At 65.2% G+C, this 21,605-nt stretch carries 18 protein-coding genes; 11 read left to right on the forward strand and 7 right to left on the reverse strand.

Annotation, left to right across the window (positions count from 1 at the left end):
- Window positions 1–28: 28 nt before the first annotated feature.
- From VGH98_21560 to VGH98_21575, 4 genes are all read right to left on the reverse strand, one after another.
- Window positions 29–406 (reverse strand): hypothetical protein, encoded by a 378-nt coding sequence (locus VGH98_21560; protein ID HEY2378582.1) that lies wholly within the window; start codon window positions 404–406, stop codon window positions 29–31.
- Complete coding sequence (locus VGH98_21565; GenBank protein ID HEY2378583.1) at window positions 403–2,949, reverse strand: penicillin acylase family protein; 2,547 nt, start codon at window positions 2,947–2,949, stop codon at window positions 403–405. The genes VGH98_21560 and VGH98_21565 overlap by 4 nt, the downstream gene beginning before the upstream one ends.
- Window positions 2,946–5,867 (reverse strand): PAS domain S-box protein, encoded by a 2,922-nt coding sequence (locus VGH98_21570; GenBank protein ID HEY2378584.1) that lies wholly within the window; start codon window positions 5,865–5,867, stop codon window positions 2,946–2,948. The genes VGH98_21565 and VGH98_21570 overlap by 4 nt, the downstream gene beginning before the upstream one ends.
- 64 nt (window positions 5,868–5,931) lie before the next feature.
- Complete coding sequence (locus VGH98_21575; protein ID HEY2378585.1) at window positions 5,932–6,573, reverse strand: hypothetical protein; 642 nt, start codon at window positions 6,571–6,573, stop codon at window positions 5,932–5,934.
- Window positions 6,574–6,782: 209 nt separating this feature from the next.
- Here VGH98_21575 and VGH98_21580 point away from each other — a divergent pair, with 209 nt between their 5' ends.
- The 6 genes from VGH98_21580 to VGH98_21605 all read left to right on the forward strand — a co-directional run bounded on the left by VGH98_21580 (window position 6,783) and on the right by VGH98_21605 (window position 11,234).
- Entirely contained in the window at window positions 6,783–7,067 is a 285-nt protein-coding gene (locus VGH98_21580) for a hypothetical protein (protein ID HEY2378586.1), read from the forward strand.
- A gap of 110 nt (window positions 7,068–7,177) precedes the next feature.
- Window positions 7,178–7,765 (forward strand): sigma-70 family RNA polymerase sigma factor, encoded by a 588-nt coding sequence (locus tag VGH98_21585; protein HEY2378587.1) that lies wholly within the window; start codon window positions 7,178–7,180, stop codon window positions 7,763–7,765.
- A 25-nt stretch (window positions 7,766–7,790) separates the two neighbouring features.
- A complete protein-coding gene (locus VGH98_21590; protein HEY2378588.1) occupies window positions 7,791–8,249 on the forward strand; it encodes a hypothetical protein in 459 nt (152 codons plus the stop codon).
- A 23-nt stretch (window positions 8,250–8,272) separates the two neighbouring features.
- Window positions 8,273–8,791: a hypothetical protein gene (locus VGH98_21595; protein HEY2378589.1), complete on the forward strand. Its 519-nt coding sequence runs from the start codon at window positions 8,273–8,275 to the stop codon at window positions 8,789–8,791.
- Window positions 8,792–8,881: 90 nt separating this feature from the next.
- Window positions 8,882–9,718 carry a M48 family metallopeptidase gene (locus tag VGH98_21600; protein HEY2378590.1) on the forward strand — a complete coding sequence of 279 codons (837 nt, stop codon included), beginning with the start codon at window positions 8,882–8,884 and terminating at the stop codon, window positions 9,716–9,718.
- 163 nt (window positions 9,719–9,881) lie between these two features.
- Entirely contained in the window at window positions 9,882–11,234 is a 1,353-nt protein-coding gene (locus tag VGH98_21605; protein ID HEY2378591.1) for an MFS transporter, read from the forward strand.
- A 14-nt stretch (window positions 11,235–11,248) separates the two neighbouring features.
- Here VGH98_21605 and VGH98_21610 read toward each other — a convergent pair whose 3' ends face one another.
- A complete protein-coding gene (locus VGH98_21610; GenBank protein ID HEY2378592.1) occupies window positions 11,249–12,889 on the reverse strand; it encodes a S8 family peptidase in 1,641 nt (546 codons plus the stop codon).
- A gap of 252 nt (window positions 12,890–13,141) precedes the next feature.
- A complete protein-coding gene (locus VGH98_21615; GenBank protein HEY2378593.1) occupies window positions 13,142–14,083 on the reverse strand; it encodes an aldo/keto reductase in 942 nt (313 codons plus the stop codon).
- A gap of 114 nt (window positions 14,084–14,197) precedes the next feature.
- On the opposite strand from VGH98_21615, the gene VGH98_21620 reads away from it, so the two are divergent.
- The 3 genes from VGH98_21620 to VGH98_21630 all read left to right on the forward strand — a co-directional run bounded on the left by VGH98_21620 (window position 14,198) and on the right by VGH98_21630 (window position 18,901).
- Complete coding sequence (locus VGH98_21620; GenBank protein HEY2378594.1) at window positions 14,198–14,545, forward strand: PadR family transcriptional regulator; 348 nt, start codon at window positions 14,198–14,200, stop codon at window positions 14,543–14,545.
- A gap of 2 nt (window positions 14,546–14,547) precedes the next feature.
- Entirely contained in the window at window positions 14,548–17,292 is a 2,745-nt protein-coding gene (locus tag VGH98_21625; protein HEY2378595.1) for an ABC transporter permease, read from the forward strand.
- 136 nt (window positions 17,293–17,428) lie between these two features.
- The gene (locus VGH98_21630) at window positions 17,429–18,901 is read left to right on the forward strand and encodes a serine hydrolase domain-containing protein (GenBank protein ID HEY2378596.1); all 1,473 of its coding nucleotides are present in this window, start codon (window positions 17,429–17,431) and stop codon (window positions 18,899–18,901) included.
- Between the two features lie 46 nt (window positions 18,902–18,947).
- Here VGH98_21630 and VGH98_21635 read toward each other — a convergent pair whose 3' ends face one another.
- Window positions 18,948–19,409, reverse strand: coding sequence for a DUF2214 family protein (locus tag VGH98_21635; GenBank protein ID HEY2378597.1), 462 nt, complete (start codon window positions 19,407–19,409; stop codon window positions 18,948–18,950).
- A gap of 239 nt (window positions 19,410–19,648) precedes the next feature.
- Between VGH98_21635 and VGH98_21640 the strand changes: the two genes are divergently transcribed.
- Both VGH98_21640 and VGH98_21645 read left to right on the forward strand, forming a co-directional pair.
- Complete coding sequence (locus VGH98_21640) at window positions 19,649–20,989, forward strand: amidohydrolase family protein (GenBank protein ID HEY2378598.1); 1,341 nt, start codon at window positions 19,649–19,651, stop codon at window positions 20,987–20,989.
- Between the two features lie 4 nt (window positions 20,990–20,993).
- Entirely contained in the window at window positions 20,994–21,578 is a 585-nt protein-coding gene (locus VGH98_21645; protein HEY2378599.1) for a hypothetical protein, read from the forward strand.
- Window positions 21,579–21,605: the final 27 nt, after the last annotated feature.

A 21,605-nucleotide genomic window follows, 5' to 3' on the forward strand; every position in this document is an offset into this window, starting at 1 on the left:
ACCGGGCCTTCGCTCGTCGGATCGACAGTTATGACTTCGCTATTCGCGCACACGCTGCTTGTGCCACGATGGCGACACTCCACGCGAGTCCGGCCGCGAAGAGCAAAGTCACGGGAAAGAGCAGGCCCCACGGTAGAGCCAGCGCGCCGCCCGCGGCGCGCGCGAGCGCCCACGTACGTCCGTGCAGGCTGTCGATCACGAGCAGCAGCGCCCAGCCTCCGACCGCTCCCCACATCGCCTCGAGAGCCACTTCGGGGCGATCCCACCAGAATACGCCGGTGAGCACGGCCGCGAGCGGGACGATCCACCAGCCGACCAGCCAGCCGCCAAGCACGACGAGTGCACCGCACGCCAAAGCCGCGAGCGGCAATCGACGCGACGGTCGACGACGATGTGTGCCCGTCATTCGCGAGCCCTCAGGGTTAGGCGCGCCGAGGTCTCCTTGGCGCTCAGTTCGGGAATCCACTTCGGAACGACAAGCGCCTCGAGGTTGCCCTCGAGCCACTGCTGGAGATGATTCTTGTAGCGCGAGCTCGCTGGATTTCCCGACTGACCACCGGGATATGTCCCCCATGCCTTGAGCTCGTTCGAGGAGAGCTCGACGACCATCCGCCAGCTCGGACCGAAGATTCCCGCGCCACTCGACGGGTTGAGCGTTCCGCGTCCGCCCTGCGTCGGGAGGTCGAGCGCCGACAGCGACGGCAGGCGCAACGGATGCCAGATGTTGACGTGCCGAACGCGGCTCCACGTCCATCCGTTCTTCGCCGGATCGCCATAGCGAGCGCGCGCCGTGTCGAGCGCGGCCGCGAGGCTCGCGGCGAGAATGTCGTCGCGCGTCTCTCGACGCGCCGTGCGCCGGTCGTCCCACCATTCGCTCGTCGAATCGGCGAGGAGCTCGGCGAGCACCTCGCTCGACGGAGTCACGACGCGTCGAATGCCGCCGCGGGTCGGCGCTCCCGGTGCGATGAGCTCGTCCCATGTTCGATTGACGAGATCTCCGTACGCAAGCTCGAACAACACCGCCCGTTTGTTGCCGGTCGTGTACTTGCGATCCCACTCGCCGAGGAGGCGCGCCGCCTCGGCGAGCCTCGTTGCGTCGACATCCGGAACGGGATGCGTAGCCGCCCGCTGCGCGGCATTGAGAAAATACGGGACGAAGAGATCGGCGAAGACGCTGCCTGGATCGGTCTGGAAACGCCGCATCTTGTCGACCGTCATCGCGCTGTCGCCGCGAAGGAGTTGATTGATGCGTAGCGCGCGCCACGTCTCGTATTGTCCGCCGAACCAATAATTCGCCATGCGCGGATCGATCGGCTGCTGGTTCGCCGATGCGAGATAGCCCTGTTCCGGATCGCGTGCCTGCGGCGCGAACTCCACGGGGAGATAGCTGCGCCAGTCGCTGGCCGATGTCGTGCCGTCGCGAACAGTGAACCCACTTCCGCCGCCAGGCCTAACGGGAAAGCGACCCGTCGACCGGATGGCGATCGAGCCATGTCGATCGGCGACGAGCATGTTCTGCGCCGGTGAACGGAAGTACATGCCCATCACGCGCTGGAATTCGTCGACGTCCTTCGCCTTCGCCGCGAGACGGAAGCCTTCCGTCTCGTTCGACTGCTCGAGCACCGTCCAGCGCATCGACAGCCATTGCCCATTCTCGCGGCGGAGTGGTCCGCGATGCGTGAAGTACAGTGTGTCGACCGCGAGGATCTCGCCGCGCCGGCCGCGGTATTGCTCAATCCGCTGCTCGAGCGGCCGCCACGTGCCGTCCATGAAGTACTTGGTCGGGTGCTCGTCCTGATCGACTTTTTCGGTGTAGAAATCGAGGACGTCCGCGCCCGTGTTCGTGAACGTCCACGCAATATCGCGATTGAAACCGAGGATGATCGCCGGCAGGCCAGGGATCGTGACGCCATAGACGTCGAGTGTGGCCGGCACCAAGAGCTGCGCCTCGTACCAGATCGAGGGAAGGCTCAACTCGAGATGCGGGTCGCCGGCGAGCAGTGCGTCGCCCGTCGCCGACCGGCGCGGTGCGACCGCCCAATTATTGCTGGCGTAGGTTCGCGGCTCGTCGTTCCCCGTCGCCGCGGCGCTCGAGGGCATGTAGTCGTGAAGCGCAGCGATGAGCGTTTGTGAATCGACACTGTCCGGCGTGCCGGCGGGCGTGAGACGGGCAAAATCGAAGCGCGGCGCCTTCCGGCCGTTCGGCAGGATCGGCTCCTGAATCGGTGAGTTCTCGGGAAAGAGCGACGCGGCCGCGGCGGAGCCGACACGCGATGACGCGAGCGCACGCTCGAGCTCCGGCACGATGTAGGCAAGCGTCCATCCCATGCGGTTGAACAGCAGCAACGAGTTGAGCGGCTGCCACTTGGGCACGGCCTTGATTCCCAGCAGTCGAAATTCGAGCGGAAGTGCGTCGCGCGACATGTGGTCGATGTAGGCATTCACGCCGTCCGCGTATGCGCGCGTGAGCCGTGCCGTCTCCGGCGCCGTGGAGTCGATGAGCGCGAGCTTGCGCTCGGCAGACCACGGAATTGCGAGGCGCCGCATCTCCCGGTCGAGGGGCAATGCCTGCGGGCCGGCGATCTCGGTGAGTCGTCCGCTCGCCGCCATCGTTTGCAGCCAGAGCTGAAAGAGCCGGTCGCGCGCGACGACGTAGCCCAGCGCACGATAGGCATCGTCGTCCCTCGTCGCGAAGATGTGCGGCACGCCGCGCACGTCATAGCGAATCTCGACTGTCGAGCCGAGCGTCGGCACCACATCACTCGCTTCGTTAGGCAGCTCGGCAGTCCGCGCCAGCGCCCAGACGCCGTGCGCGGGGTCGAGCAGGGGACCGAGTGCGGGCGCCCGACCGATGGGCCACGCTCCGATCCAGAGCAGCGCCGTGAATAGCACGACCCCGCCGATCGTTCGTGCGCCTTGCTTGCCAATTGGCAACGTGCCGACCTTCATGCCGCTTCTCCCGTTCGCCGTTCCATGTCGCCCAGATGCACGCTGAAGGTCGATCCCTTGCCCGGTGTGCTCTCGAGTGTCAAGCGGAGTCCGAGCGCGTCGCACAACGAGCGAGCGATCGAGAGACCAAGGCCCGTGCCGCCGTAGGCGCGGCTGGTCGTCGAATCCGCCTGCTCGAACGGCTCGAATATGGCACGTTGACGCTCCGCGGGAATACCGATGCCGGTGTCGCTGACGTCGATGCGCCGCGGTCGCTGCGTCGCGCCATCGACGATGAGACCGATCACGACCTGTCCCTGGTGCGTGAAGCGCAGCGCATTGCCGGCAAGGTTGATCAACACCTGGCCCAGTAGTCGCGCGTCGGTCTCGATCGCGACGGGAAACGAAGGCACGTCGGCGCGGAGCGATACGCCGGCGGCCCGCGGTTGCCCCTCGAGCTGCTCGACGATCTCCCGGACGAGCGCGTCGAGGCGGACGGTTCCTGTCTCGACGGTGACACGTCCGGCCTCGATCTTCGCAACGTCGAGCAGGTCATTCACGAGCTTGAGCAAATGCTCACCATTGGCCTGAATGCGATCGAGATAGGTAAGATCATCGGCGCCGAAGTCGCCGGCTCCATTGCGACGGAGCACGCGCGCGAAACCAATCACCGAGTTGAGCGGCGTGCGCAGCTCGTGGCTCATGCGCGAGAGAAAGTCGCTCTTCGCACGACTCGCCGCTTCGGCCGCGTCGCGCGCGCTCAGAATGGCGGCCTCGTACCGCTTCCGGTCGGACACGTCCGTCACCGTGTCGAGCGTGCCGACCATCTCGCCGTCGGCGTTCGCCAGCGGGCCGCCAGAGATCTCCAGCCACGCGCCGGCGCGAGGGCCGTCGGTAACGCGGACCTCGCGACGGTCGGAATCATGCGCGGTTATGCCTAACCATTCCGCGGCGGCACGGCCGATGAGCTCACCCTCGGCGCGCCCGGTGAGCTCGAGCGTGCGTTCGTTCACGAATTGAATCCGGTTCTCCAGATCGGTGATGATCAAACCCTCTTTCATCGAGCGAACAATCGCGCGGAGACGCGCTTCCGATTCGCGCAACTCGGTCTCGACACGCTTGCGAAGGATCATCGAGCCAAGCTGCTTCGCGACGGTCGAGACGACGATCGCAGCGCTCTGGTCGCGACGCCGAACCGAGTTGAGAAAAAAGCACAGCACCGCGGTCACCTGGTGCCCCGCCATCACCGGCACGGCGCACACCGCCCGAAAGCCGTTCGCGACCGCGACCTTCCGTCGCGGTCTCGGCTCGTCTGCCTCGAGGTCCTCGATCCAGGCCAGCTCGCCCCTGTTCCAGACCGTTCCCGGCAGGCCCTCACCGAGCGCGAGCGAGAGGCCGCGTCCGCTCTCGATCAGCGGTGCGACGTCCGTGCCGGGAGCGGCGAAGCACACGTCCTGCCGCACGAGTCGCGCCTTGGGGTAATCGGGCAGCCACGCCTCGCCGTAGCGCCAGCGCGTCGACTGACAGATCGACGCCAGCATGACGCCTAACGCCGAATCGATATCCTCGGCGGCGCCGGCCTCGACGGTCACCGATTGCAGCAACTGGAGCACCGTCTCTTCCTGCCGCTTCTCGGTGACGTCCACGCCGAGGCTGACCGTGCCGACGACGCCGCCTAACGGGTCACGAAGCACGTTGTTGTCCCACTCGATGAGGCGCCGGCTGCCGTCGCGGCACACGATCTCGCGTTCGAAGCGCGCGGGGATCGTGCCGCGCCGCATCTGGGAGCGGAACGCACGCCTAACGGCGCGCTCCGGCATGCAGACGTCGAACCAGTTGTGGCCGAGCAGCGCATCGCGCGTCCAACCGGTGGTCTGACACAATCCTTCATTGCAGAAGGTGACCATGCCTTCAGGGTCCAGCGCGACCGCGACGAGATTTGGCGTCTCCAGCGTCGCGCGAAGCCGCTGTTCCGATTCCCGCAGCGCACCCTCGATGCGTTTGCGCGAGGTGATGTCGCGGCTCGAGCAAACGAACCAGAGTGGCTGTCCGGTTCTCGAATCACGAACGGCACGACCATTGGTCTCCAGCCATACGTAGGAGCCGTCCGGCCGTCGACAGCGCCAGGTCACCAGCGAGGAGCCGCGGTTGCGGTGGGCGCGATCGCGGCCCTCGGCAATGAGAATCCTGTCATCAGGATGAGCGAATTCGATCGGCGAGCGGCCGCGCAGGTCTTCGCTCTTGCTGCCGACCAGTTCCTCGAGCGCTGGCGCCGTGTACGTGAAGCTGCCGTCGAGGGCATGCGTCGAGATCATGTCCGACGCGTGCTCCGCGAGGAGCCGGTAGCGCTCGCGCGCTTCCGCAAGCTCGGCGGTACGCTGTTGCACTCGTCGCTCGAGCTCTGCGTTCGAAGCGGCGAGCAGGGCTTCGGCCTGTTTTCGCGACGAGACGTCGGCGAGCGTGACGGCGATGGCGTCATCGATCCGAACGGCCGACAGAGCGACCCAGCGTCGCTGTGTTCCTCCGGTCGTGTCGAGCTGGAACTCGTCGCGGTACGACTGGCCGCTCTCCGTCAGCCGAGCGAGGGCACGCGTCGCCTCCAGCTCGTGCGCGCGCGGCAACGTCTCGCCGACCAGGCGGCCGACGAGTGCACGAGGATTCCGGCCGGTGAATTCCTGGGACGCCGGGTTCAGATACACGACCTGAAAATCCGTGGCGCCCTGTTCGTTCTTGATCGGATGGAGAAGTGCAAAGCAATCTGGCGACGTGTCGTGCACCAGCCGGAATTGGTCCTCCGCTCGACGTAGCAGCGCGTCAGCGGCTGTCCGGATCCGCGCGTCGTAGGCCTGCCGCCGCCAGACGATTCGTCCAAATAGGGCTCCGCCAAGAAAGGCGGCGAAAAGCGCGGCGAGGGTTTCGTCGGGGGAAAGGAAGAACATCCATGACCGACGGATGAGCGATGTGAAGGCAACGGCAAAGCTCCATATGCGTTCCCGCGTGCACTCACCTCGCTCGCGCCAACTGCCTCTGCAGTGTCTCCGGAGTCTTATCCCCGAACTCGTGCGGTTCCAGCGGTACCCGGAGCTCGACCCCGTTCTGACTCACAAATGCCCGATACGGTGCCTCGGACGACTCGATGCGACGCCGTTCGCCCGAGCGGCGGTCGTACACATACCACCGCTCTCCGGACTCGGCCTGAAAGATCAAGGTTCCGTCGACGGCGCGTTCGGTGTACGCCGAGTTGCGTCGGTCACCAGCCAGACGACTGCGGCGATCTTGACGAGTCGCCTGATCCAGAATGCGTCCGAACATCTCGGCGTCCGTCGGCAGCTCGAGGTACGGTAAGCCTCGTTGCTGAGCCCAGCTGCCCGTGTCGCCTCGGTGGGTCACGCCAAAGACGACCACGCCGATGCCACGATGCTCGGCACGCGCAAGGAAGAGATCGGATCTGAACGTGTCGACTTCACCGTCCGCGACGATGACGAGAAGTGGAACGTGGCGCGCGAGCGCGTCCTCGGGTCGCTCGTTCGGATCCGCAAACACGGGCTCGAGTTGCGAGAGCTCGACGAGCATACCGAGGAGTGCACCCGTCATTGGCTGCGGTGTGAGGATCAGCACCTTGCCCCGGTTCGTGCGTATAGCCACGTGGTAGCCTCTTCGCTCCTTCGTCCGCTCGATGCGCGCTAACGTCAGTTCCCGGCACGCCGGCAAGGGATACAGAATCCCGCCGCAAATATATCCTGCCCTGCTCTCGATTCAGGTACACGTTTGCACAACAAATCCTTACACAGTGGAGATCCCGAACGGTGATGGTCGCTTACAATCCTCGCCCGCCGCGCGATGAGAGACGCTCGTTGTCGCCAGATGTCGCTGCGCAGCTTCAGTGTGCGCTCCGCGCGCATTGGGCCGAATCCGATGGCTCCGATGCCGAGCTGGCCGCCGCGCTCGAGGCGGTCGCTCAGGACGCGCGGGTCCGGGGACTCAGACCCGAGGAGCTCTTGCTCGCGATGAAAGCGGTCGAAGAAGAGGTCGCAGCGACCCTCAAAATCAACGTGACGCAAGATCGTGACCGTTTCCGGACTAGCCTCGTTGGCGCTTGTATGCGCGCCTTCTTCGCCGAAAAGAAACAAGACGGCTGAATGGTCGCTCTCCGGCCAGCAACCAACATTCGCCGGCGGCGCGGTGTACTAGGTACGAGCAGCGGCTCGGTCCCGAGTCGCACCGCAAATCCGGACCGCGCAGAGTACAAATGGCCGCCGCAAGGGCACTCGTGGGCTCGATAGCGTCTGACGATGCTCAACTCGTAGACGACCGCGAGTTGGTCGACCGCGTCAAGCATGGTGACGCCAGCGCCTACGATGCTCTGGTTCGCCGCCATCTGGCTCGCGCGACGATGGTCGCGCGGCGGCTCCTTGGTAATATCGAGGATGCCGAAGATCTGGTGCAGGACGCGTTCATGCGCGCGCTCGATCGGATTTCGACGTTCGATCAGACTCGTGCCTTTGCGCCGTGGTTTTTTCGATTGCTCATCAACACCGGGATCAACGCGCGGAAGGCGCGAGCGCTCCGCGCCGCCGAGCCCGAGCGAGGCGACTTTCCGTCGCGCGCGGCGAATCCGCTCGAGCTCGCGGAGCGCGAAGAGCTGCGCGAGCGATTCGTTGCCGCGCTCGCGTCGCTGCCGCCCCGACAGCGACTCGTGGTCTCGATGTTCGAAGTCGACGGCTTGTCGACGGCGGAGATCGCGGAAGCGTTAGGCATCAGCCGGGAAACGGTGCGATGGCACCATCATCAAGCACGACAGGCACTCCGCCACGCGCTGGCCGCGTTTCGGGGGTGATATGGATTCATCACGAGGAGAGACGGTGAACGAGGAGCGGAGAGTGGTGTCGTTGTCTGAGCCGGAGCGTGACACCCGGTTGGCGCGCGCGATCCGCGCCGCCGAGGGCGCGCCGCTGAGTGTTGCACGATTGGAGTTGTTGCGGACGAGGATCGCCGCCGCCGCGACGGCAGCATTGGAAGCACGGCGTGAGCGCGCATGGTGGGAGTGGATGACGCGGTGGGCGCGAACCGAAGTGGCGCTCGCGGCGGCAGCGACGATCCTGGCGGCCGTGGTCGGTAGCGCGAGCACGATTGGGCGCGCGGAGGTCGCGAGCGACACGGTGATTGCGGTGACGACCTCGTTGCGTCCGGCGGCGGCGACGCGCCTCGACAGCGTCGTCGCGCGGTCGCTCGCCACCGGGGCGTCTTCGGAACAGGTGATGAACGCGCTCGTCGGGCCGCCGAGCGGTGAGTGGCTGCTGACAGCAGCCGTGTCGCGTTGAGCGGAGCGCGGGGAGATGAACCGTTGCCAACATTGAGAGGATTCACACCATACGGCGCGAGCAAGCCGGCATTGGGGGCGCGTCCCGGAGCGACGCGTGCAATGGCGGTTGCCTTGCTCGTCGTGGTTGCGTTAGCGGGCATGGGACTCGGCTTCGCCGCGGACCGTCTCGCCTTGCATAACGAGCGCAACGGGTCGCGTCGCGCGCCGCCGCCATCCAGCTTCGGTGGGTCTTTCCGCGGACCCGGCCGCGAGGCCTACCGCGCACAGGGAATGCGTGAACGCCTGGCGCAGGAGCTCGACCTGTCGCCCGAGCAACAACGTCGCGTGGACTCGATCATGGCGCGGCAGACGGAGGATTTTCGCCGACTGCAGGAGGCCATGCGGCCGCGCTTCGATTCGCTGCTCGTGAGTGCGCAGGCACGTCTCGACTCGGTGCTGACACCTGCCCAACGAGACAAGCTCAAGACGCTTCGGTCTCGTGAGGTGTTCGGACCGCGAGACAGTTTTGGCTCGCGAGAACGGCGTCCACCGCCATTCTGATCGGTCGAGTTCGGTTCCCTCGGCGCCAGAGATCGCGTCGGCACCAGACCTGCCTTGAGAAGCGTTACGTCTCCAGGAGGAGGAACCGCAATGCAGCGTAGTTATGCGACCGGCGGATTCGCGGCGCTTGGTTTGGCGGTCGCGTTCGGAATCAGCGCCTGTGGCGTCTCGCAGCAGCAGGAAGTACAGCTGGGACAGCAGGAGTCGGCGCAGATCCAGCAGCAGCTGCCGCTGGTGCAGGATGCCGTCATCAACCAGTACGTCACGTCGTTAGGTAACCAGATCGCGCAACACACGTCCCGCGCCGATCTCCAGTGGCAATTCTACGTCGTGAACACGGATGTCGTGAACGCATTCGCGCTACCGGGCGGCATCGTTTACGTCAACCGCGGCGTGCTCGAGCGCGCGGACAGGATGGACGAGCTGGCGGGCGTGCTTGGCCACGAGATCGAGCACGTCGTGCGGCGCCACTCGGTGAAGCAGATGGAGCAGATGCAGGGCGCGAACGTGGGTGTGGCGCTCGCGTGCACGCTGACGAACATCTGCAGCAATCAGGCGGCGGCCGCGGCGATCAACGTCGGCGGCACGGCGATCTTCGCGAAGTTCAGCCGCGCGGACGAGGTCCAGGCGGACGAGGGCGGATTCCAGAACGTGATGAACGCGGGAATCAGCCCGGAGGGCATGCTCAGCTTCTTCCAGAAGCTGCTCGCCGAAGAGCAACAGAGCGGCGGCAACAGCAATGTGAGCTCGTGGTTCTCGGATCACCCGGGTACGCAGGACCGCATTGCCGATATCCAGCGGATGCTGGCGCAGGTCCCGCAGTCGAAGCTCCGCGGCCTAACGACAGACACGCAGGCGTTCCAGACGATGAAGCGACGCGTGATGAGCTTACCGCCGGCGCCGAAGCAATCGGCCAACTTGCGGTGAGTGGTGGTGGTTGGTAGCTGGTGATTGGTAGCTCATGATTCGGAAGGTCGGCGAGCGAAGCTCGCCGACTTTCATCGTTCTCCAACTACCAACTACCAGCCACCAACCACCAACCACCAACTACCTCCAGTGCCAAAGCACCGCCCCCGATCGTCAGGCTTTCGTGACAGTCGAGCGCAGCGAAGGGCACCCGGGGTATAACGAAGCCATCTTCTGCAGCGGCGCGCGCGTGCTGGCCAGCGGCGCCATGTTCGCCGGGCTGGCGCTCGCGCTCGGCGGCGGACACTTCACGATCGCGACGCTCGCCGCGCTTCCCTACGCCGCGCGACTCATGCACCTCGCGATGCCCGAGTTGTTGCGTCGGCATCAAGCGGGACGAGTCGCCTTCGTGGCAACGTGGTTCGAGCGGGCGGGGTTTTTCGTCGCCGCGTTGTTCGGCATCCTGCGTCCAGGCGCGTTCACACTTCCCGGATTCCTCGCTGGATTCGCGATCGGTGTCATCGGCCAACAACTCTACGATGGAAGCATGGCCTCGCTCCACAGCGAGGCGACAACGCCGGAGACGTACGGCCGCTACACCGCGATCAAGAGCAAGTGGGGTTCAGCGGCCGGACTTGCGTTAGGCATTCTCGCCGCCTTTGCGCTCGACGCGACGGAACGACTCGGCGTGCCGGCGCACGTCGCGCGGTCGCTTGCGATCGTTGGCGGCGTCGGCACCCATCTGCTCATTACACTACCGCTCGCGCGTCTTCGCGCTCGGGCTCGAACGATCGCGCTCGCCGAAGGAAGTGGACCATGCCTGCCGACACCGACGACGCCTAACGCGACGCAGACGCCGCAACGGACGTGGATCGTTCTCCCGCATACGCCGGAACAATGGCGACTGGTGCGCTTCGCGCTCGCGTGGGGCTTCGCCATCGGCTTCTCGACGCGCCAGGGTGAGGCCCTCGCGATCGGTCACCTCGGCGTATCGGTTGGTACGATCATGCTCCTGAGCGCCATCGCCGTCGGGAGCGGGATCGTCGGTGCGAAATCGTGGGGGGCGCTCGGTGACCGATTCGGAGGCAAGGGACTGATGTCGATCGCTTTCGCGGGTCTCTCGCTCGATCCGATTTGGTGGCTCGCGGCGATGTTCATCCATCCGGCGTTTCTGTTCGTCGGATATCTGCTGTACGGCATCTGCAACAGCGGCTGGAACATCACGGTGAGCATGACGCTCGTGCGGACGGCCGGCGCAGGGAGCGAGCGGATCCGCGCGTTCGTCGTCTACAGTGTCGCTTTCGGACTCGCCGCGGGCATCGCGCCGATGCTGAGCGGTGCCCTACTCGATGTCGTCGATGCGCGCTACGGACCGATTGCCGCCTACGCGGCGCTGTTCTCGATTGCGCTGGCGCTGCGCCTGTCGGCGTACCCCTGGCTCCGGCGAGTGCCGGCGCCTAACGCGGAGCGCGGATCGTATGTCTCCACTGTGATTCTACGGGCAATACGTCGGCGTGTGATGCGCAAAGCAGCCTAACGTCTTCTTCAGAACTAGGGTCGAACCGACTGCTCCTGCGCCATCTTCACCGCGGTGTACGCATTCACGACCCCGCCGGTCGCCGAGAGATCGCCGAAGCGCGCCGCGCCGCCACCCGGCTTCTGCACCGCCTGATCGCTGTGACGCACCGCCGATGCGAGGATGATGCGCTTGACGTCGGCCGCGGTGAGATTCGGGAAGTAGTCCATAAGGAGCGCCGCGAGGCCGGCGACGACGGGCGACGCCATGCTCGTGCCGCTGTCGCGCTCATAGCCGCCGGGCACTGTCGACAGAATGTCGACGCCGGGCGCAAACACGTCGACGAGCGTGTGGCCGTAATTCGAGAACGGCGCGACGAGCGCGTCCCCAGACTTCCATGACGACGCACCGACCTCGATCCAGTTCTGCGCGCGTCCGCCGCCGAGGTAGTTAGGCGTCGGGAAGCTCGGCTTCTCGTCGGAGTTCTCGGCATCGTTGCCGGCGGCGTGCACCATGAGAACGCCATGCGCATCCGCGTACCGAACCGCCGAGTCGACGACGCCCTTTTGTGGCGAGAAGGCCTTGCCGAAGCTCATGTTGATGACCTTCGCGCCGTTGTCGACCGCATAACGAATGGCGTTCGCGATGTCCTTGTCACGCTCGTCGCCGTCGGGAACGGCACGAACCATCATCACCTTGACCGACGGCGCGATGCCACCGATGCCGACCGTGCTGTTACGAACGGCGCCAATGATCCCGGCGACGTGCGTCCCGTGTTTCGCGTCGGGACCCATCACGTCGGTGTTGCCGTAGCCGCGCTGCGCCGTGTTGCTGTAGTCGTCACCGACGATCGCGCGCGCGTTGTACGTCGGATTGAGACCATATTGCATGCGCGACTCGTATTCCGTCTTCGCTTCGGCGACGTCCTTCGGTGTGATGCCTTCTTCGGCGAGGCGCAGGTAGATCGTCTTCGCGCGCGCGATATCGGCAGTCGCCGGCTGAATGGCCGACACGTTTTGTTTCGTCAACGAGTCGGTTCCCGCAGCCTTGCGCAGGATCGGAAGCATCTGCGAGAGAATCTCTTCGATCTGCGTAAACTGTTGCAGATTTTCCTGCGTCTCGTTCCGCGTCTTCTCGAACTCACTCTTGATCTGATCGCACTTGCCCTTCTCGTCAGGCGCCACCGGGCCCGGAGTCGGCCCGGTGCTCGTGCACCACGCATACAGGCGCGTCACCTCGAACGTGTCGTAGTGCACGTCCTTGCCGTCTTTGCCGCCGATGAAGTTCCAGCCATGCATGTCATCGACGTACCCATTGTTGTCATCGTCGCGACCGTTGCCGCCGATTTCCTTCGGGTTGGACCAGAGATGCGCGCGCAGGTCGGCGTGGGCCGTGTCAATTCCGCCATCGATCACGGCAACGAGCACCGTTTGCTGCGGCTGCTTTCCCGCCAGCAACTCGTGGAGCGCGCGTTCCGAGCTGATGCCCGGCACACCATCCGCTGTTTCGTCGAGCAGCTGCCAGTTCTTCTGCGGCTCCGATGGCGGCGGCGCGGGCGTTGCGGCTCTGGGCGCCGTGACGGGGGCGGGAGCCGGCGCCGGGGCAGCCACGGTTTTTGGCGCCGCACAAGCAGCGGCGACGGCAACGATAAATGCCAGCGATGACAGAGTCTTCATGAGTCGAAATTGGAGTCGACGAAATCTAGGCGACCAGGCGTTCGGACGGCGCTTGGGATGTGTAAGAATTGGGTAGTAGTGGGCAGAGGGTAGAGGGTTGGGGGCAGAGGGTAGAGGGCAGAGGGTAATGGGTGGAGGGTAGAGCGCAGAGCGTGGCCGCCGCATAACGCTCGCTGTACCCTCTACCCTCTACCCCCTACCCTCCATCCTCTATCCTCTACCCTCTACCCTCTACTCTGTACCCTCGACCCGCTACGCGGTCGTTCCGTCGTAGTACTGCTCGATTCGTTTTCGCATTGCGGTGTCAGGGAGGCGTCCGTGCGTCGCGACCATGTTGTCGACGAGGAATTGCACGCGCTCGGTTCCCGGAATGACGCACGTCACCGCTGGGTGTGACGCGAGATACTTGAGCAGGAGCTCCGCCCACGTCGTGACCTCGAGCTCGGCCGTCCAGGACGGCAAGGGTTTCCTCTGCACACGCTCGAGCGTGCGTCCGCGGCGGAAGGGCGAATTCACGAGGACGGCCATGCCGCGATCGATCGCGAGCGGGAGAATGCGCTCCTCGACGGCGCGGGCATCGATCGAGTAATCGACCTGAATGAAGTCGAGCGTTTGCTCATGCATCAACTTCTCGAAGGCCTCGTACTGGCGCGCGAAGCTCGTCGTGATCCCGACGTAGCGGAGGCGACCGGCCTGTTTCCATTCACGAATGAGCGGCAGTCGCTGCTCGACGCCGATGAGATTGTGAATTTGCATCAGGTCGATCTTGTCGGTGTGCAGCCGGCGCATCGATTCCTCGAGCTGTCGCTGCCCCGAATCGCGATCGTTCCCAGGACTGGTGACTTTTGTCGCGAGAAAGTAGCTCGGGCGGTTCTTGAGCTCGGCGATGATGTCGCCGACAACTGATTCGGCGTTGCTGTATGACGGTGACAGGTCGATTACCTTGCCGCCGAGTTCGGGGAAGCGCTTGATCACCTCGCGCAGCTCCGGCGTGATGGCGTCGAAATAGCGGGCGGTCCCCATGCCGATGACGGGAATCTTCTCTCCCGTCGAAGGGATCGGCTTCTCGATCAAAGGCGCTAGCCGTGACGACGCGGCAAAAAGATCGATACGGTCGAGCGTCACGGCGAGGCCGACGCCAACGCCAATCTTCAGCGCGTCACGGCGCGAGAGACCGCCGGGTTGTCCTGTCATGAAGTCTCCGTGAGAGAAGTCCCGCATGATTGTGAAGCCTCGGCGATGCACTCACAACCCTGTTGCGTTTCCGGTCCCGATGATATACTCCCCTCTAACACAGAGGGGTGCAGGATGCTCGATCCGGATGGTGGCGTTGTTCGCGGCACGCTCGACGTGCTGATCCTCAAAGCGCTCAGCTGGGGGCCGCGCCATGGGTACGCGGTCGCCGAGTGGATCGCGCTGGCGACTGAACGTGAGCTACTTGTCGAGGAGGGGCCACTCTACACGGCGCTGCACCGTCTCGAGAAGAAGGGTTGGCTGGCTGGCGAGTGGGGACTCTCCGACAACAACCGGCGAGCGAAGTATTACTCGCTGAGCCCGAGCGGGCGTCGGCAGCTGCGCGCCGAGATGTCGAGCTGGGAGCGGTATGCACGCGCCGTCTCGCGGGCGCTGGCGATCACGTCGTCAGCCATCGCCTAACGATGCGGCGCGCACTCCGGCTCATCTTCCGTCGGGCGCAGATCGCCGAGGCCGTCGACGACGAGCTCGCGTTCCACCTCGACATGCGCACGCAGCGGCTCATCGCCTGTGGCATGGCACCCGAGGCGGCGCGACGCGAAGCGCTTCGCCAGTTCGGCGACATCGACTCCGTTCGCAGCGATTGTGTCACCTTCGACGAGGAACGAGAACGCACCATGCGACGTCGTAATTATTCCGAGGAGCTGCGCCAGGACATCGCGTATGCGATCCGCACGCTCCGGCGCAACGCGGGCTTCTCGCTCGTCGTCGTGCTCACGCTCGCGCTCGGGATTGGCGCGAACACGGCGATCTTCACGTTGATCGACTCGGTGCTCCTGCGGCCGCTCGAGGTGCCTCGGCCCGAACAGCTTGTGGCGATCGGGAATCCGTCGCGCACCGGCGGCGTGTCCCAGGGCGGTCCCCGGCTCGATCTGATCTCCTACCCGATGTATCAGACGTTCCAGCAACGCGCCACGATGTTCCAGGGCATGCTTGCCTCGGGCCGCGTCGATCAGATGGACTTGGTCGTCGACGGACGCGCGCCCGAGCATCCGCGTGCCCGGTATGTCTCAGGAAATTATTTCCGTGTGCTCGGCGTGCCTGTCGCGCTAGGCAGGCCGTTCGGCAAGGCCGAGGATGCAGGGCCGGGAGCGTCGCCGGTGATCGTGATCAGCTACGACTACTGGATGCGCCGCTTTGCCGGCGACCGGTCGGTGATCGGAAAGAAGCTTTCGATCAACGACGTACCGATGACGGTGATCGGCGTCGCGCGCGAAGGATACCGCGGTGAGATCGTGGGCACGTCGTACGACGTGTGGCTGCCGATCACGATGCAGCCGGTTTTGGCGCCCCACGGGAAGTGGCTTGATGACTGGACGACGAGCTGGCTCTTGCTGCTCGGGCGACTGGTGCCCGGAGCAACGGTGGAGCAAGCACACGCCGCGATGACGCCAATCGCGCGACAGGCATTCCTGGATCATGTCGGTGCCTTTCGGTACTCGCCGCCCGCCAACATCGTCGCTGCGGCGCGCACCGACACGGTGCCGGTCTCCTCGGGCAGCCGTGGATTCTCACGTGTGCGGCGCGACTTTCATGAGCCACTCTTGATTCTGATGGCGGGAGTGGGGCTTCTGCTGCTGATCGTTTGCGCGAATGTGGCGAATCTGCTGCTCGCGCGCGCGGTGGCCCGAGGGCGAGAGATGGCCGTCCGACTCGCTTTAGGCTCCGGTCGCGCGCGGCTCGTAAGGCAGCTCTTGACGGAAAGCCTGATCCTGGGACTCCTTGGCGCGGCGGGCGGTCTTCTCGTCGCCTCGTGGGGAAGTCGGCTGCTCGTGACGCTGGCGGCTGACGGCGGTACCATCCCGCTAGACCTCTCGGCCGATCTTCCGGTGCTCGGCTTCACGCTGCTGTTGTCGCTGGCGGCTGTCGCCTTTTTTGGGCTCGCTCCGGCGCTCCGAGCATCGCGCATCGACCTCGCGACAACGATGCGGGCGCAGTCTCGCGCGCTCGGCGCCGGCTTCGGCACCGCGACGGGGCGGCGCATGCCAATAGCGAAGTTGCTCATCGTCGGCCAGGTGGCATTGTCGGTCGTCCTGCTCACTGGGGCGGCGCTTCTCGTGCGGAGCCTGCGCGCGCTCGAAAATCAGCCGATGGGGCTCGATCGTGAGCATTTGCTTATTGTCGACATTCCCGTCGGCGAGCGCGGATATGTCGGGGCGCGGCGCGGCGCCCTGGTCATGGATCTCGCCTCGCGGTTCGGGAGCATTCCTGGCGTGGAGGGCGTGAGCTACTCGGAGAATGGCATCTTCAGCGGTACCGAGTCTGAATCTGACGTATCCGTCGAAGGCTTCACGGCGCGCTCGGCGCAGGACTCCGCGTCGAATTACGACCAGGTCGGTCCCCGATATGCGGCAGCGATCGGTGCGCGAGTTCTCCAGGGCCGCGACATGGCGGCTCAGGATGGCGAGCATGGACGCGTCGCACTCGTAAACGAGTCGTTCGCGCGCTTCTATTTCCGGGACCGGGCCGCCCTCGGCAAGTTTTTCAGAGCCGACACGGTGCCGATCCAGATCGTCGGCGTGATCAACGACGTGCGAGATCACACCGACAATCTGCGGACCCCGCCAGCGCGCCGCTTTTATCTCCCGTACCTGCATCCCCAAGACGAGCCGATTGCGGCGCGGTTCGAGATTCGCACGCGCGGCGAGCCGGCACGCATCGGGCCGGAGGTGCGTCGCATCGTGAGTGCTGCCGACGCACATCTATCGATCGACATCGATCCACTCACGGTGCTGGTCCGGTCGACGGTGCGCGAGGAGCGCTTGCTGGCTCGTCTCGCGCTCGGCTTTGGGCTCGGCGCGCTGCTGCTCGCGGCGATCGGGTTGTATGGCGTGATGACGTACTCCGTGACCCGACGAACGGCCGAAATAGGGCTCCGGGTCGCGCTGGGCGCGCAGCGCGAGGCTGTGATCGGCCTCGTCGTCGGCGACGCGCTGCGAGTCGTCCTGATTGGTTTTGTTGTCGGACTGCCGGTCGCGTTAGGCGCGCTGCGGTTGCTCGGCGCGGAGCTCCACGGCGTCGAGGCGACCGATCCGTTGTCAATCGCGACGGCGTTGTCGGTGCTGCTCGTAAGCGCCGTCGTGGCGGTGTTGCTTCCCGCGTTCCGCGCATCGAGAGTCTCGCCCATCGTTGCGCTCCGGGAGGAGTGACGGAACTGGCGAGTGACTCGTGGCGCGGGGCGGTCCCTCGCCACTCCCGCCACTCGCCACTTGCGCAACACCGTCGCTGCCGCAGATTCGTCGCGTCCCGGTATACCACGTTGACGTTCGTTTCCAGACGCGAGCCATGATCCCGCGACGTCTTCTGCTCCTCGGCCTCATTGCACCGAGCCTTCTCAGTGCGCAGCAAGCTCCCGCTCGCGACCAATGGAGCTCAGTCCGCGACACGATCCATGCGCTCATGACGCGCGCGAACGTGCCTTCCGTCGCCGTCGCCGTCGCGCGTGGGCACAAGATCATCTGGGAGGAAGGATTCGGCTGGGCCGATCGCGAGCGAATGATTCGCGCGACGCCGAACACCATGTATTCGCTCGCGTCGATCTCGAAGCCGATGACAGCGACCGGGCTGTTGACGCTCGTCGAGCGCGGCAAGATCGATCTCGACAAGCCCGCGAACGACTATCTCGGCGTCGGCAAGCTCACCGGACTCGCCGGCGACGCGAGCGGCGCAACCGTGCGGCGCGTCATGAGTCACACCGCCGGACTTCCGCTGCACTACCAGTTCTACTACGCAAACCAGACGTATCCGGTCGTCTCCAATGACGAGACGATCGCACGCTATGGGATTCTCGTGAATCCCCCCGGCGAGGTGTATGAATACTCGAATCTCGGCTACGGAATCGTCGACCAGATCATCTCACGCAGCTCGGGTCAAGACTACGCCGACTTCATGCGCGTGAACGTGTTCGTGCCTCTCGGACTGACCCACACGAGCGTCGGGATTGCGCCGGGTCTCGAGGCGTACGCCGCCCAGCGCTACGATTTCAAGCAGAGGGCGATTCCCTTCTACGACTTCGATCACCGCGGCGCGTCGGCGATTTTCTCCAGCGCGCACGATCTCGTTCGCTTCGGGATGTTCCATCTGAAGGATCATCTCGCCGACCAGCGCGCGATCCTCAAGGACTCGACGCTCACGGCAATGGAGCAACCCGTCGCGCCGGCGAACTACGGCCTGGGGTGGATCATCGACGAACGCGGTGGACTAAAGGTCGTGTCTCACACCGGCGGCATGCCAGGAGTACAGACGGGCCTCACGCTCTATCCCGCCGAGGACGTGGCAATCGTCGTGCTGATCAACGCCGTCGCCGACGCGCCAAAGGTCACGCGCGAGATCGAGCGCATCGTACTCCCGAAGTACGCCGAGGCAGCGCGATTGGCGCAGACGCCGCCACCGGCGAAGGTGGCGTTCCAGCCACCTAACGAACTTGTCGGCGAGTGGTCCGGAACGATTCGGACGTGGGATCGCTCGATTCCGCTCACGGTCGCGATCAGACCAGACGGCGACGTGCACGTGCACGTCGAGGGTCAGCTCGAGGCGCTGCTGAACGATGCCAAGTGGGAGAAGAACGAGCTCACGGGTCGCTTCGCCGGCACGATCCCGACGAGCGACGCGAGCCGATGGCCGCACGAGATCGTACTGAGTCTGCGCCTGCGCAACGGAGCGTTGAGCGGCATGGCAGCTGCCGTGACGACGACGGATCCGGTGTATTTCGCGCTCACCTCGTATGCATCGCTGACGAAGAAGGTGGCGGCGAAGTGAATGGCTACCCGCGAATCGCGGCTGTCCTCTCGACCCTCGTCGCGCGTTATCCCCTCGAGCCGTACCCTCGCGCCATGGCAACGGCCGCGAACACCATCGCGATGACCAGCGCCGCCTCGATGTAGCTGACGCGTGCGATCCGGCGCGCCGCGGCGGGGTTGGGATTCCACGCCGACGTCCCGCGGCCGGCGATCTGACGCCAGCGAATCAGCGTGATCATCGGCCCGGCCTCGAGCAGGAGGATGATGACAAGAAACGTCATCTTCGTGAAGAAGGCGTCGTTGTGGATGTAGTAACTCGTCGCCTTCTCGGTGCCGGCGAGGAGTCGCCAGAGTCCCGTGACAATCCAGAGCACCGCGGCGGTGCCCCACCAGGTGTCGGCGCGAAAGGCGCGCACCATCGCCGCACGATCGAGCGGCCGGCTCAGCGCATTGCCGCGAGCCCAGACGGCACCCAAGCCAATGCCGAGTGCGATGAGATGGAGTGCTGCTAGAAGGAGGCGCAGCATGCGCGTAAAGCTGGAGCCGCAAGGCACGAGGTGCCAGGGGCAACACCGAGTGGGTGTAGCCGTCGCCCCGGTTGCGACTCGCCTAACGGTGATGCTCATCACGGCTCATGAATCCGAGGATGGCGCAGGGCTTGGCGGCCACGAGAAACCGAGGTCGGACAGCAGAAATCAAGCGTCCCCCTGGCGGTCGCGGCGAAATTCCAGGAAAATCCCGGACGAACACCAAAGGGAACATGAACATGTCGCGGTCCGTGCTCGTCTTTGCCATTTGCTTTGCGGCGTTGCTCTCGAGGGCTGTTGCCGCGCAAGCACCAGTCGATTCGGCGCTCGTTACGTACATCGCCTCGATCCGGGCGATCGACAACCACGCGCATCCGATGCGGCCCGTGCAACCGGGGGAGCCGGCCGACAGCGAATTCGACGCCCTTCCGCTGGACGGCATTCCGCCCTTCCCGCTGCCGTGGCGCTTGCGCCTCGAGAATCCGGAGTGGCGCGCCGCCGAGTCGTCGCTGTTCGATATTCCGAACACCGGCTCGGACGAGTCGTTTCGGTCGACGCTCCATTCGCGCCGCGCTGAGGAGCTTCGCGCGCGAGGCGAGAACTATCCGTCGTGGGTGCTGGACCGCGCGGGCATCGACGTCATGCTCGCCAATCGCGTTGCAGTCGGACCGGGCCTAACGCCGCCGCGCTTTCGTTGGGTCGCCTTCGACGATGCACTCATGCTGCCGCTGGACCCGCGGGGTGAGGCCGCACGCACGCCGGATACGCGCACTCTCTATCCGAAAGAGCAAACCTTGCTGAGGCGATATCTCCGCGGGCTGCATCTCACGAAGCTGCCGGCGACTCTCGACACCTACGTCGCCAACGTGCTTCGTCCCACGATCGTGCGGCAACATCGCGAGGGCGCCATCGCCGTGAAATTCGAAGCGGCATACTTGCGCCCGCTCGACTTCGGAGACGCAAACGTCGCCGATGCACGCCGCATCTACGCACGCTACATCTCCGCTGGCGTGCCGACGCACGCGGAGTACAAGACGCTCCAGGACTATCTTTTCAAGGAGATCGCACGTGAAGCGGGACGGCAAGGCATGCCCGTGCACATCCACACGCTCGACACCTTTGGCGGGTTCTACAGCGCGCGCGGAAGCGCGCCGCACCAGCTCGAACCAACATTCAACGATTCCACCCTGCGCGGCACGTCGTTCGTCATGATCCACGGTGGATGGCCGTTGTACGCACAGACGCAGTCCATGCTGTCGAAGCCTAACGTGTACGCCGACATTTCGATGATGGTTCTCGTCGCCGAACCCCGCGAGCTTGCGAATACGTTGCGCTCATGGTTGACGGCGTGGCCGGAGAAGGTGCTCTTTGGAACGGACGCGTTCGACGGCGGCCCGGATCAGGGCTGGGAAGAGGGCGTGTGGCTAGGCGCGTCCACGGCGCGGCGTGCGCTGGCGATGGCGCTCACCGGGATGATGCGCGACGGAGAGATCGATCGCCCTCGCGCCGAAGCACTCGCGCGCATGGTACTGCGTGAGAATGCAGCGAAGTTATATGGTACGTCCCTCGCGAGCCGCTGAGGTCATGACTCGCATCTTTCTGCTGTCCCCAGCGCGGTGTGATGGCGAGCGCGCGAAGCTGATTCTCAGTCCAACCGCCGAGTTCCCGCTGGCGCGTGCGCTGCGCGAGCCGCCGGGCGTGGAGATCGGCGAGGTGTTCAGCTTCCTGAGTGGTCTCTACTTTCGGGGGAAGCTCGCCTACGCGCGCGCGTTCGGCGCCGAGCTGCTGGTGATCACGACTGAGCGCGGTCTCGTGCCGCCGACGCAGCGCGTCACGCGCAACGATCTCTGCTCCTTCGCGGAGGTCGATATCGGCACGGCCAGCGAGCGGTATCTCGCGCCGCTGTGGCGCGACGTCGAGCTCGTCGCGAAGCGCACCGAGGAGGTCGTGCTCCTCGGCAGCATCGCCACGGGGAAGTACGCCGACACGCTCGTTGCGGCACTTGGCGAGCGGCTGGTGTTTCCCCGCGAGTTCGTCGGACGCGGCGACATGAGCCGCGGCGGGCTTCTGCTGCGTCAGGTTCGCGAGGGGCGCGAGCTCGAGTACATCCCGGTGGCCGGAGCCGTTAGGCACGGCACTCGTCCGCCAAAGCTTGCGCCTTTGCGGTGAGCAGCAAAGTGACGATTCGCGTTGACC

The organism is Gemmatimonadaceae bacterium (genome assembly GCA_036496605.1).
Lineage (GTDB): Bacteria > Gemmatimonadota > Gemmatimonadetes > Gemmatimonadales > Gemmatimonadaceae > AG2.